This is a genomic window from Micromonospora noduli, from assembly GCF_003264475.1.
In the GTDB taxonomy this organism is placed as follows: domain Bacteria; phylum Actinomycetota; class Actinomycetes; order Mycobacteriales; family Micromonosporaceae; genus Micromonospora; species Micromonospora noduli.
In genome coordinates, this window is sequence record NZ_PYAC01000023.1 from 211977 (window position 1) to 224492 (window position 12516).

Sequence of the window (12516 nt, forward strand, 5' to 3'; positions counted from 1 at the left end):
CCCGGGTTAGGGGGCCCAGCGGCGGAGTTCGCGCTTGGCCAGGGAGTTGCGGTGCACCTCGTCGGGACCGTCGGCGAGGCGCAGGGTGCGGGTTTGCGCCCAGAGGGCGGCCAGTGGTGTGTCCTGGCTGACACCGGCGCCGCCGTAGGCCTGGATGGCCTTGTCGATCACCCACTCCGCCATCGCCGGCGTGCCGATCTTGATGGCCTGGATCTCGGTGTGCGCGCCCTTGTTGCCGACGGTGTCCATCAGCCAGGCCGTCTTGAGCACCAGCAGCCGGGCCTGCTCGATGCGGACCCGGGACTCGGCGATCCACTCCCGGACCACGCCCTGCTCGGCCAGCGGTCGGCCGAACGCGATCCGTTCGTTCGCGCGGCGGCAGAGCAGCTCCAATGCCCGCTCAGCCATTCCGATTAACCGCATGCAGTGGTGGATCCGGCCCGGCCCCAGCCGGGCCTGGGCGATGGCGAAGCCGGTGCCCTCGGCGCCGATCAGGTTCTCCGCGGGCACCCGGACGTCGGTGAAGTCGATCTCGGCGTGCCCGCCGTGGGAACCGTCGGTGTAACCGAAGACGGTCATGCCCCGGCGCACTGTCACCCCGGGGGTGTCCCGGGGGACCAGCACCATGCTCTGCTGGCGGTGGCGGTCGGCGGTGGGGTCGGTCTTGCCCATCACGATGAAGATCTCGCAGCGCGGGTCCATGGCCCCGGACGACCACCACTTACGTCCGTTGATCACGTACTCGTCGCCGTCGCGGGTGATCCGGGTGGCGATGTTGGTGGCGTCGGAGGATGCCACGTCCGGCTCGGTCATGCAGAACGCGGAACGGATCTCGCCCTCCAGCAGCGGCATCAGCCAGCGCTTCTGCTGCGCTTCCGAGCCGAACTCGGCCAGCAGTTCCATGTTGCCGGTGTCCGGTGCCGCGCAGTTGACCGCCTCCGGCGCGAGGTGCGGGCTGCGCCCGGTCAGCTCGGCCAGGGGGGCGTACTGGAGGTTGGTCAGGCCGGCGCCGTAGCGCGGGTCGGGCAGGAAGAGGTTCCACAGGCCGCGCTTGCGGGCCTCCGCCTTCAGTTCGCCCAACACCGGGGTACGCGACCACGGGTCCCCGGCGGCCACCTGCTCGGCGTGCACGGCCTCGGCCGGGTAGACGTGCTCCGTCAGGAACCGGGTCAGCTCGTCGCGCAGCTCCTCGGTCCGGCTGTCGTATGAGAAGTCCATCAGCGCTCCCTGGCAGCGGTCAGCCCGTGCGCGACCAGCGGTGCCACCATCTCGCCGATCCGGTCGAAGCCCTCGCCGAGCGTCTGCCCGAGCGTGTGGCGGTAGTGGATGCCCTCGCAGATCACCGCGAGCTTGAAACAGCCCAGCGCCACGTGCCAGTGCAGCGGCCCGACGTCGACATCGCTGCGTCCGGCGTACCTGTCGATCAGCTCGCTGCCGGTGGGAAAGCCGGCGCGCGGGCCGAGCCCGTCGGCGACGGGGTTGCCAGCGGCGGTGTCGCTGCCGCCGAGCACGTCCCAGTACGTCAGCAGCAGCCCCAGGTCGGCGAGGGGGTCGCCGAGGGTGGCCATCTCCCAGTCGAGCACCGCGTGCACGGCGACCGGGTCGGCCGAGGCGAGGAGGTTGTCCAGCCGGAAGTCGCCGTGCACGATCCGGCCGGCGTTCGCACCCTCCGGAGCGGTCGCCGCGAGCAGGTCACGCAGCTCGTCGATGCCGGGCAGCGGCCGGCTGCGGGAGCGGTCGAGCTGCCCGGCCCAGCGGCGGACCTGCCGGGCGAGGTAGCCCTCGGGGCGGCCGAAGTCAGCCAACCCGACGCTGGACGGCTCGACGCTGTGCAGCGCGGCGAGCGTGTCCATCATGGCCATGGCGAGGGCACGGCGGCGCTCGTCGCCCAGCGGGTCGGTCTGCGCGCGGGTGCGGAACACCTCGCCGGGCATCCGCTCCATGAGGTAGAACGGCGCCCCGATCACCTCCGGGTCGGTGCAGAGCAGCAGCGCGCCCGGGACCGGCACATCGGTCGGTGCCAGCGCCGAGATGACCCGGAACTCGCGCGTCATGTCGTGCGCGGTCGCCAGCACGTGGCCCAGCGGGGGGCGGCGCAGCACCACCTCGCGGTCGCCGAGACGCAGCAGGTAGGTGAGGTTGGACTTGCCGCCCGCGATCAGCGTGGCACGCAGCGGCCCGACGGCCAGCTCGGGTCGGCGCGTTGCCAGATAGTCGGCGAGGCGGTCCAGGGCCAGCCCTGCCGGGGAGACGGGAACGGCCTCCGGCCGGGACGCGTCGACGGCCGGATCGCTCATCCGACTAGTTGATGGCAGCCCGCTCACGTTGTCAAGGTCAGAATTTCCGCTCGGGACATGCCCCTGCAACAGCGACGAAATGGTCAACTACCAGGCTGGGGTCAGCCTGCCGGCCGCTCTCTCGCCGGCCCGCCGAGCGGAGGGACAGACATGTTGCTGCGAGTTCGGGTCACCCTGCCGGACCGTCCGGGCACCCTCGGTCAGGTCGCCCGCACCTTGGGCGTCTCCGGGGCGGACATCGTCCAGGTGGTGGTCCTCGAACGGCTCGGCGGGCGCGCGGTGGACGACTTCACTGTCGTCTGGCCGGGCGCGGCGCGGGTGGAGCGACTGCTGGCCGGCCTCGCGGCGATACCGGGGGTGCGGGTGGACGGTGTGTGGCGGGCGATCGGCGCGCCCACCACCACCGGGCAGGACGCGGAGCTGTTGGCCCAGGTCGCGGCCAACCCGGCCGACGGGTTGGCCACCCTGGTCGACGCGGTGCCGGGGCTGCTGGCCGCCGACTGGGCCGTGGCCGCCGTGGTGCCGGTCGACTGGGCCTCGCGGAGCGGGGGCGGCGGGGCGACAGTGGGGTACGCGAGCTGGCGTGCTCCCGTACCCCCGCGGTTGCCGGAGGTGACCCCGCTGCGCGGTCGGTCGATGACCACGCCCGACGGCACCCACCACGCGATCGCGCCGTTCGGCCGGGCGGGCCTGGTGCTGGTGGTGGCCCGTGAGCGCAGCGAGACCCTCTCCGCCGCGGCGTTCCACAGCACCGAGGTGGATCGGCTCACCCAGCTCGTCCGCGCCTGCGCGGTGATCCTCGGTGACCGACTCGACCTGGTGGGCGCGCCCCCGGTCAGCGCCAATCCCTGAGGCGCCACCCGTCGACCGGGCGGTCCGCAGGGCTCGGACTTGTTGATCTAGTCTCTTCGGGATGGACATCTCCACTGATGGATATCGCGCGGAGACCCCCGAGGGCGGCGGTCGCGTCCCCTCCGGTGCGCCGCGGGCCTACGAGGCGGATGCCAAGCTGCCGCCCCCGCCGGTGCCCGGACGGCGGCCGGGGATCCAGATGGCACCCACCTACGCGGACTTCGGCACCGAGCCGCCCCGTCTCGGCAACGTCGAGATCACCGGCGTGCACCGGTCCTCGGCGGCGGACGACCACCTGGCGATCAACGCCGGCGGGTCGGTCGAGTTCGAGTTCGACGTGCCCGACCCGGCCGTGGTGCGGGAGGCGTGCGTCACCCTGGTGGCGCTCGTGTCGATGCTGGCCGGAGGCCCCGGGTACGCCCCGCTCACCGTTCACCTCAACGGCCGGCCGCTGGCCGATGAGCTCCGCATCCCGAACGGTGGTGGGCTTCCGCAACGGCTGGTCTTCGCGGTCCCGGCCGAGGAGTTGGTGCCCGGCCGGAACACGATGCGGATCGCGAGCGGTGTCGACGCCCGCAGCATGCTGTGGCTCTACCGAGTCACGGTCGACCCGATGAACGCGCACGACCAGGCGGGCCTGGCCCTCGTCCGGCAGGCGGTCGCCAAGCCGGTGCTGCGGTACGCGAGCGACGCCGGCGAGGTCACCATCTTCGTCGATCGGGGCGAGCAGTCCGTCCTCGACCAGGTGGCGTGGGCCGACACGTCCGGCACCGAGTACGCGATCACGTTCGAGAAGCGACAGCGGGCCTTATACGGCTGGCGGCGGCAGCCGGGTGGAGAGCCGACGGAGTTCCGCGGCCGGCTGACCGAGCGCGGCACCGTCGCCAAGGAGGCGTGGCGCTTCGACACTGAGGAGGGCTGGGCCGGTGGCTGGCACCGCTCGGGTGACCTGCTCCTCGCGGTGGAGGTGCGCGGCTGCCCGGTCACCAGGTTGGCCTGGCGGGACCTGCGCGGCAACAACGGCACGATCGCCTTCGGCGGCGGTGGATTCCTGGGCACCTACCAGCGGGTCGGGGAGGGCCCCATCGGCTACCGCGGCCGTTTCGTGTAGCGGCGGATCCGGTGACCCGCCGCGCGGGGTCGACTTCCTGAGCGCAACCCGTCACCGCCGGGCAATCGGGCGGCAACAGCGGGGGACGAGGCTGGCACCCGGGGAAGGGAGCCAACCATGACGTTGTGGCGGATCCGGGCGACGGTGGACGACCGGCCGGGTTACCTGTCGGTGCTCACGGCCAGCCTCGCGCTGCGCGGGGTCAACATCCTCACCGTGCAGGTGCAGCCCACCGAGCAGGGCGCGGTGGACGACTTCCTGGTCGACGCGCCGGACGCGCTGGACGAGGCCGAGCTGATCGCCGCCGTCGAGCGTGGTCGGGGCCGGGACTGCTGGGTGGCGCGCAGCGAGGCGCGTGGTCTGGCCGACCAGCCCACCCGGGTGCTCGGGCTGGCCAACCGGCTGGTGCGTGACCCGGACGCGACGGGTGAGGCGTTGCGGACCCTGCTCGCTGCCGACGTCGTCAGCTGGCGACCAGCGTCGGTCGGCGGCGAACGGGGGATCACCGGGGCCGACATGCTGTTGGCCGACCCGGCGGGCGGTTCGTTCGTTCTGCGGCGGGTCGCGCCCGACTTCACCCCGGCGGAGTACGCGCGGGCGCAGGCCCTGGTCGAGCTGGCCGCCACCGTGGCGCGCCGGGCTGCCGAACAGGTCACAGTGGTGCTGCCCGACGGCGCGGAGGTGGCCGTCCGGCCGGCCAGCGCCCACGATCTGTCCGGCGTGGTGGAGCTGCACGAGGCGTGCTCACCGCGTAGCCGGCAGCGGCGTTACCTGGGCGGGGCGGCGCTGCCGCAGCCGGCCCGCCTGCGTCGACTGCTGGAGCCGAGCCGAGGGCTGACGTTGATCGCCAGCACCACCGGCTCCGACGGCACGGCCGAGTCGGTGGTCGCCATGGCGAACCTGCTCGGCGAGGGCGACGAGGCCGAGGTGGCGCTGCTGGTGCAGGACGACTGGCAGCGGCGTGGGCTCGGCTCGGCGTTGCTGCGCCGGGTGGTCCAGCACGCCGACCGGTCCGGGTACGCGGCGCTGGTGCTGCACGTGCAGGCCACCAACGACCCGATGCTGCGTACGCTGCACCGGCTGGGCCGGCCCGCTGCTGTCGAGCGCGACGGCGGGCTGCTCACCCTCACCGTCCCGCTCGCCGTCGCCGCCGGGGCGGACCGGAAGGGCGCGTTCGCCTAGGGCCTGCTCAGGGTCGGGACGGCTCGCGGCGGCCCGAGACGCAGAACCGGTTGCCCTCCGGGTCGGCGAGCACCACGTACGGCGGCTCGGTCGGGTGTGGATCGGTGGGATAGTGCCGCCAGTTGACGATCCGCGCGCCGAGGGCGAGCAGTCGGTCGAGTTCCTCGTCGAGGGGTCGGTCGCCGGCGTCCAGGTCCAGGTGGAGTCGGGGGAACTCCCGCACGGGGCTCTCGCTGAGGTCCATCGCGAGGGCCGCTCCCGACACCCCCGGCGGCGGCTCCAGCATGATCCACTCGTCGCCGGTGAATCGGGGCTCGCGGCGACGGTAGCCGAGGGCCGCGGCCCAGAACGTTGCGGCCCGCTCGGCGTCGGACACGCCCAGGGAGAGCTGCGCGATCAATGCCATCTCCCGACGGTACGTGCCGACGAGGGCCCCTTGTGCCCGGCGAGCGTCCACAAGGGGGCCTCTCCGGTTCCGGCGCTCAGGTGGTGGGGTAGCTGTTGTAGTCGGGGAAGTTGCCGTAGAGCCGGCTGTCTCCGCCGACGGTGACGGCCTGCACCAGCAGGTCGCCGCCGACGAACGCCCCCTTCCAGGAGGCGCCCCGGCCGCCGAACGGTTCGTCCCGGTCACCGCGTGAGCGCGGTTTGTTGATGCCCACCTTGAACGCCTGCAGGTCCACGGCGAGCTTGCCGGCCTCGTCGGTGTCGTCGCAGGCCAGCGAGGCCACCAGCGCGCCGTTGGAGGCGTTCATCGCGGCCAGCAGCTCGTCGGTGGTGTCCACCACGACGATAGTGTCGACCGGCCCGAAGGGCTCGGCGTGCATCAGCCGGGACCGTCCGGGCGGGGCGAGCAGCACCGACGGCGCCACGTACGCCGAGGTGTCCTGCCCGGGTAGGAACGGCGCGCCGGTGAGCTTGCCCCGGTGCAGTGGGATCGCGCCGCCGCGGACCGCCTCGTCGACAGTGCGGCGTAGCTCGTCGGCCTTGGCGGCGCTGATCAGCGGCCCGAAGTCCAGCTCGGGCAGCGGGTCACCGGCGGCCCAGTCGTCGCCGACGGCGAGCGGGTGACCGAAGCGGACCGAGCGGACGACCGGCAGGTACATGTCGAGGAACTCGTCGACCAGATCGCGCTGCACAACGAACCGGGGGTACGCGGTGCAGCGCTGCTTGCCGTACTCGAAGCCCTTCCTGAGGTGCGTGGCGAGCAGGTCCCACTGGGAGAAGTTCCAGATGCCCCAGGCGTTGAGACCCTCCTGCTCGATGAAGTGCCGCTTGTCGCTGTCGAGCAGCGCGGCGGCCACCTTGCCGCCGTTGGACCGGCCGCCGACGAACGCCACCGCGCCGATCTCGGGTGCCCGGACCAGCACCTCGGACAGCTCCCCGCCGCTGCCGGAGACGAGCGTGGCGGGCAGCCCGGCCCGGCGCATCAGCGCGTGCGCGACGGTCAGGCACACCGCGCCGCCCTGGGACGGGGTCTTGGCGATAACCGCGTTACCGGCCAGGAGCTGCACCAGTTCGGCGTGCACCAGCACGCTCATCGGGTAGTTCCACGACGCGATGTTGCTGACCGGGCCGGGCAGCGGTTCGCGGCCGTCGGCGAGCATCCGGTCGATCTCGCCCGCGTACCAGCGGACGCCGTCGAGGGCCCGGTCCACGTCGGCGCAGGCCAGCCGCCACGGCTTGCCGATCTCCCACACCAGCAGCAGGGCGAGCAGGTCGCGGTGGGCGGTGAGCGAGTCCACGGCCTCGGCGACCCGGGCCTTGCGGTCGGCCAGCGGGGTCTGGGCCCAGGCCCGGTGCGCGTCGGCGGCGTGGGCGACCGCGGCGCGCGCGGTGGTCGCATCGACCCGGGGCAGGTTGATGAGGACTGTGTTGTCCACCGGGGTGCGGACCGGTGTGGGCTGGCCGACCGCCCGCCATTCGCCCTCGACCAGGTTGTGCAGTGTGGTGACGCCGTCGACCTCGGCGCCGAACGCCTCCGGGGTGACGGCCACCGCGCGGGCCAGGATGTCGGTCCAGGCGGTGTCGTCGGCGAGTCGTAGTGCCATCGCTTCTCCTCAGGGTTGACCAGGGAGCGGCGGCGTCGACGGCACCGCTGGTGAGCGGTACTGTCTCGCGCTTGGTAGTGGGTCAGCAACAGTACGTTTGTCTGGCTGGCCGCCGGCCGACCGAAGCCGCTTGATGGTCAACTCCGAGAGGGGTGTCGTGGCCAGCGAGGATGGCAATCAACTAATCGATGCCAATGAATAATGTGAGGTTGTTGACTGGGTTACCCGTGAGTACGGAACACGGGGGCATGCGAAACGCCGACGACCGGCAGCCGGAGCGATGTCCGGAGCCGGTCGTGGGCGTTCCTGCGTCAGCTGGTGAAGGTGATCCGGTCGCGCCGGCGACGCATCATCAGCAGGGTGCCGCCGCCGATCAGGGCGACACCGCCGAGTGCCATGCTGGTGACGGCCGCGCCGGTGAGCGGGAGGCTGGCACCGTTGTCGCCGCCGCCCGCGCCGCTTTCCGGGGTCGAGGTTGATCCGCCGGGTGCTGCCGACTCCGACGGCGAGACCGAGCCCGTCGGCGCCGGCGTGGTCGGCGTCGGCAGGCCGGTGGTCGGCGCCGGCGAGCCGGTGGTCGGCGTCGGCGTCGGGGACTCCGTGGTCGGCGTGGTCGGCGTCGGGGTCGGCGACTCGGTGGTGCCGGTGCCGGCGCACGTGTGGCTGAGGTTGAACTTGTCGCCCTCGCCGCTGACCAGGGCGCTGCCGCCGGTCAACGTCCATCCCGTCGGGGTGAAGAGGTAGGCGTGCTTCACCTGCTTGTCGCCGCCGCCGTTGGCGGACAGGAAGTCGGTGTACGGATCCGCGGGGTCCGGCACGGTCACCGTAACCGGGACGCCCGCATTGTCCTTGAAGGTCAGGGTCAGGCTCTGGAAGTCACCGGCTCCCTTGGTGGGCAGCACGAAGTGCCAGCCGTCCTGATTGGTGGGGCGCGTGCCGAACTTGGGGTCCTGGCACTCCTGCTGGAAGGTCCCCGCCGTCGCGCCGGCGTGGGCGGGGTTGAGGGGGACGATGCTCGATGCCCAGGCCGGGGAGGCGATGGCGAGAACGGCCGTGGCGGCGGCCGTGCAGACGGCCGCGCGCGTCAGGCGCCGACGCAGTGGCATGAGAATTCCTCCGGAATGGTCGAGGGGGCCGCCCATGGTCCCACGGGTGGGGTCTGCCCACGGCATCGGCCAACCGGCCTGAGCTGGGACGACGTCTCGGGCGGAAGTGCCTGCCGGGTCGACCTTCCGTGCTGCCGTGCGCGTGTCGTCGTAACACCCACGAGAGCGGTGGCGCTGGCGGCGCAGCGCGGGCTTCCCAATCGACGACGTGCACATTACATTGTCGGTTATCCATGGGAGCGCTTCCATGACCCGTGGTCACACCGCCACCCCGCTGTCGCCGGTGGCCGTGCCGCCCGTACGCCGTCCCGCGTCGGTGCGACCGCCGGCGGCGCCTCCGACAGGAGTCCGCCATGCGCCACCTGACCCGGCCGTTCAGCGGCCAGCCCGGCCGGTCGCCGGCCGCCGACCAGCCCTGGCCGCGGCGGCTGCTGGCCCTCGGCGTCGCGCTGCTCACCGGCGCGTCCCTCGCGGTGACCGCGCCACCGTCCGGGCCCGCCTCCGCCGCGCCGGCGGCGACCTACAACTACGCCGAGGCGTTGCAGAAGTCGCTGCTCTTCTACGAGGCGCAGCAGTCCGGTCGGCTGCCCGACTGGAACCGGGTCTCCTGGCGCGGAGACAGCGCGCTCACCGACGGCGCGAGCGCGGGGGTGGACCTCACCGGCGGCTGGTACGACGCCGGCGACCACGTCAAGTTCGGTTTCCCGATGGCGTTCAGCGCCACCATGCTCGCCTGGGGAGCTGTCGAGTACCGCAGCGGCTACACCTCCTCCGGGCAACTGCCGCACCTGCTCAACAACCTGCGCTTCGTCAACGACTACTTCATCAAGGCGCACCCGTCGGCCAACGTCCTCTACGGACAGGTCGGCAAGGGCGACGACGACCACAAGTGGTGGGGCCCGGCCGAGGTGATGCCGATGGCGCGGCCCGCGTACAAGATCGATGCCAGCTGTGGCGGCGCGGACCTGGCGGGGGAGACGGCGGCCGCGATGGCCGCCTCCTCGATGGTGTTCCGGCCCACCGACGCCGCCTACGCGGACAAGCTGCTCGGCCACGCCCGGCAGCTCTACACCTTCGCCGACACGGTGCGGAAGGCGTACCACGAGTGCATCACCGACGCCACGAGCTTCTACCGCTCGTGGAGCGGCTGGCAGGACGAGCTGGTCTGGGCCGCGATCTGGCTGCACCGGGCCACCGGCGAGGCCAGCTACCTGACCAAGGCCGAGAGTGAGTACGACAAGCTCGGCACCGAGAACCAGTCCACCACCCGCTCCTACAAGTGGACCATCGCCTGGGACAACAAGCAGTTCGGCGCGTACGTGCTGCTGGCCAACCTGACCGGCAAGCAGAAGTACGTCGACGACGCCAACCGGTGGCTGGACTACTGGACCGTCGGGGTGAACGGGCAGCGGGTGCCGTACTCGCCGGGCGGGATGGCGGTGCTCGACTCCTGGGGCGCGCTGCGCTACGCCGCGAACACCTCCTTCGCCGCGCTGGTCTACAGCGACAAGACCACCGACACCACCCGCAAGGCCCGCTACCACGACTTCGCCGTCCGGCAGATCAACTACGCGCTCGGCGACAACCCCCGTAACTCCAGCTACGTCATCGGGTTCGGTGCCAACGCACCGAAGAACCCGCACCACCGCACCGCACACGGCTCCTGGTGGGACAGCCAGACCGTGCCTGTCGAGACCCGGCACACCCTCTACGGCGCGCTGGTCGGCGGCCCGTCCTCGGCCAACGACGCGTACAGCGACAGCCGCTCGGACTACGTGATGAACGAGGTGGCCACCGACTACAACGCCGGCTTCACGTCCGCGCTGGTCCGGCTGACCTCCGAGTACGGCGGCACGCCGCTGGCGAACTTCCCGGTCGCCGAGACGCCGGACATCGACGAGTTGACAGTGGAGACCACCGTGACGCAGGCCGAACCTCGGGCCACCGGTCTCAAGGTGATGGTCTACAACAAGTCCGCGTTCCCGGCCCGCGCGCTGACCGACGGCCGGTTCCGCTACTACTTCCGGACCGACGGCACCGGCCCCGTGCAGGTCACCGCCGGCTACACCCAGGGCTGCCCGTCCCCGACCACTGCCAAGCAGTTCAGCGGCGACATCTGGTACGTCGAGGTGGACTGCGCCGGGCACACCATCGCCCCGGCGGGTCAGTCGCAGCACCGGATGGAGGTCCAGTTCAAGATCGGTGTGCCGGAGGGCGGCACCTGGGACCCGACAAACGACCCGTCGTACCAGGCCACCGCCGGGCCCAACCGGAAGGTGCCGCTCTACTCCGGCGCCACCCGCGTCTGGGGTGAGGAGCCGGGCCCGGTGGTACCGGACACCACCAAGCCGACCGTCCCGGGTACTCCCGTGGCGTCCAACCTCGGCCCCCGCACGGTGACCCTGACCTGGGCGCCGTCCACCGACAGCGGCGGCAGCGGCCTCGCCGGGTACGACGTCCGCGAGTTCATGGTCGGTAACGACGTGGTGGCGACCCGACGGGTCACCGAGAACTCGATCACCATCACCACGCTGCTGCCGGAGCGGACGTTCGAGTACACCATCGTGGCGCGCGACGGCGCGGGCAACGAGTCGGCCGCCTCGCCGAAGCTCAGCGTGACCACGCCACCGGCCGGCACCGCCGACACCACAGCGCCGAGCACCCCCGGCACGCCGGTCGCCTCGGCCGTCACCCCCACCGGGCTCACACTGGCCTGGACCCCGTCGACCGACAACGTGGGCGTCACCGGTTACCGGGTCTACCGCGAGGCCGGCGCCACCGACGTGCTGGTCGGCTCGCCGACCGGCACCACCCAGGCGGTGTCCGGGTTGACCGCCTCGACGGCGTACCAGTTCTACGTGGTGGCCGTGGACGCTGCGGGCAACACCTCCGCGGCGTCCACGCCGGTCGCGGTGACCACCGCGGCCCCGCCGGTCGGCGGCACCTGCACTGTGGGGTACGCCACCACCGACTGGGGCGGCGGCTTCACCGCCAACGTGTCGATCACCAACACCGGCACCACCGCGATCAACGGCTGGACCCTGCGGTTCAGCTTCCCCGGCGGGCAGAGCGTCAGTCAGGGCTGGTCGGCGGCGATCAGCCAGAGCGGCGCGGCGGTCACCGCCACGAACCTGTCCTACAACGGCACGATCGCGGCGGGCGCGTCGGTGGGCTTCGGCTTCAACGGCACGTACAGCGGCGCCAACCCGAAACCGACCGCCATCACCGTCAACAACACCGCCTGCACCATCGCCTGACCGGCACCGCGACGAGATCTTGGACAGTTACCGTTCCGCGCGAACGGTAACTGTCCAAGATCTGCGGCGCCCGGCCCTCCCGGGCGGACCCGGGTGGGATAGATCAGCGGGATTCCGGGCAAGCCACGGTGGTGCGAGAGTTGCTGACCGTCGGACACGGCGCGGCCGATCGGGGCCGGCTGGGAGAGTTGCTGACCGGGGCCGGGATCGCCCAGGTGGTGGACGTGCGGCGATACCCGGCCAGCCGCACCAACCCGGACGTCCGCCGCGAGGAACTCGAACAGTGGCTGCCCGAGTGCGGCATCGACTACCGCTGGGAGCCGCGGCTCGGTGGACGACGACACGTCCCGGCCGGGGAGCCGGAGCCGGACACCTGGTGGACGGTCGCGGCGTTCCGGGCGTACGCCGCCCACACGAGGACGGCCGAGTTCGACGACGCGCTCGCCGAGGTGCTCGCCGAGGCGGATCGTCGAACCACCGCGATCATGTGCAGCGAGAGCGTGTGGTGGCGCTGCCACCGGCGGTTGATCGCCGACGTCGCGACGCTGGGCAAGGAAGTCCCCGTGGCGCATCTGATGCCGGACGGCCGTCTCAGCCCGCACCCGCCGGCCGAGGGCGCCCGCCGACTGCCCGACGGCCACCTGCTGTGGGACGACGCCTGAG

Annotated in this window: 10 protein-coding genes; 5 read left to right on the top strand and 5 right to left on the bottom strand. The window is 72.1% G+C overall.

Features of this window, described 5'->3' with window-relative positions:
- Window positions 1-6: 6 nt before the first annotated feature.
- Both MED15_RS23075 and MED15_RS23080 read right to left on the bottom strand, forming a co-directional pair.
- A complete protein-coding gene (locus MED15_RS23075) occupies window positions 7-1218 on the bottom strand; it encodes an acyl-CoA dehydrogenase family protein (protein WP_112736909.1) in 1212 nt (403 codons plus the stop codon).
- Window positions 1218-2297, bottom strand: a complete 1080-nt coding sequence (locus MED15_RS23080; RefSeq protein ID WP_112736911.1) for a phosphotransferase family protein — start codon at window positions 2295-2297, stop codon at window positions 1218-1220. Before MED15_RS23080 ends, MED15_RS23075 begins: the two co-directional genes overlap by 1 nt.
- A gap of 150 nt (window positions 2298-2447) precedes the next feature.
- Between MED15_RS23080 and MED15_RS23085 the strand changes: the two genes are divergently transcribed.
- From MED15_RS23085 to MED15_RS23095, 3 genes are all read left to right on the top strand, one after another.
- Window positions 2448-3149 carry an ACT domain-containing protein gene (locus MED15_RS23085; RefSeq protein WP_112699414.1) on the top strand — a complete coding sequence of 234 codons (702 nt, stop codon included), beginning with the start codon at window positions 2448-2450 and terminating at the stop codon, window positions 3147-3149.
- A 61-nt stretch (window positions 3150-3210) separates the two neighbouring features.
- The gene (locus MED15_RS23090) at window positions 3211-4260 is read left to right on the top strand and encodes a hypothetical protein (protein ID WP_112699415.1); all 1050 of its coding nucleotides are present in this window, start codon (window positions 3211-3213) and stop codon (window positions 4258-4260) included.
- A 117-nt stretch (window positions 4261-4377) separates the two neighbouring features.
- Window positions 4378-5442: a GNAT family N-acetyltransferase gene (locus tag MED15_RS23095; protein WP_112603818.1), complete on the top strand. Its 1065-nt coding sequence runs from the start codon at window positions 4378-4380 to the stop codon at window positions 5440-5442.
- Between the two features lie 7 nt (window positions 5443-5449).
- Here the strand turns inward: MED15_RS23095 and MED15_RS23100 are convergent, their stop codons facing one another.
- The 3 genes from MED15_RS23100 to MED15_RS23110 all read right to left on the bottom strand — a co-directional run bounded on the left by MED15_RS23100 (window position 5450) and on the right by MED15_RS23110 (window position 8596).
- Window positions 5450-5848, bottom strand: a complete 399-nt coding sequence (locus MED15_RS23100; protein WP_112736913.1) for a VOC family protein — start codon at window positions 5846-5848, stop codon at window positions 5450-5452.
- Between the two features lie 76 nt (window positions 5849-5924).
- Window positions 5925-7490 carry an aldehyde dehydrogenase family protein gene (locus tag MED15_RS23105; protein ID WP_112585015.1) on the bottom strand — a complete coding sequence of 522 codons (1566 nt, stop codon included), beginning with the start codon at window positions 7488-7490 and terminating at the stop codon, window positions 5925-5927.
- 311 nt (window positions 7491-7801) lie between these two features.
- The gene (locus MED15_RS23110; protein ID WP_112603821.1) at window positions 7802-8596 is read right to left on the bottom strand and encodes an LPXTG cell wall anchor domain-containing protein; all 795 of its coding nucleotides are present in this window, start codon (window positions 8594-8596) and stop codon (window positions 7802-7804) included.
- Window positions 8597-8949: 353 nt separating this feature from the next.
- On the opposite strand from MED15_RS23110, the gene MED15_RS23115 reads away from it, so the two are divergent.
- Together MED15_RS23115 and MED15_RS23120 are read left to right on the top strand one after the other, a co-directional pair.
- The gene (locus MED15_RS23115; RefSeq protein WP_112736915.1) at window positions 8950-11853 is read left to right on the top strand and encodes a glycoside hydrolase family 9 protein; all 2904 of its coding nucleotides are present in this window, start codon (window positions 8950-8952) and stop codon (window positions 11851-11853) included.
- 131 nt (window positions 11854-11984) lie between these two features.
- On the top strand, window positions 11985-12515 hold the full coding sequence (locus tag MED15_RS23120; RefSeq protein WP_208646712.1) for a DUF488 domain-containing protein: 531 nt from the start codon (window positions 11985-11987) through the stop codon (window positions 12513-12515).
- Window position 12516: the final 1 nt, after the last annotated feature.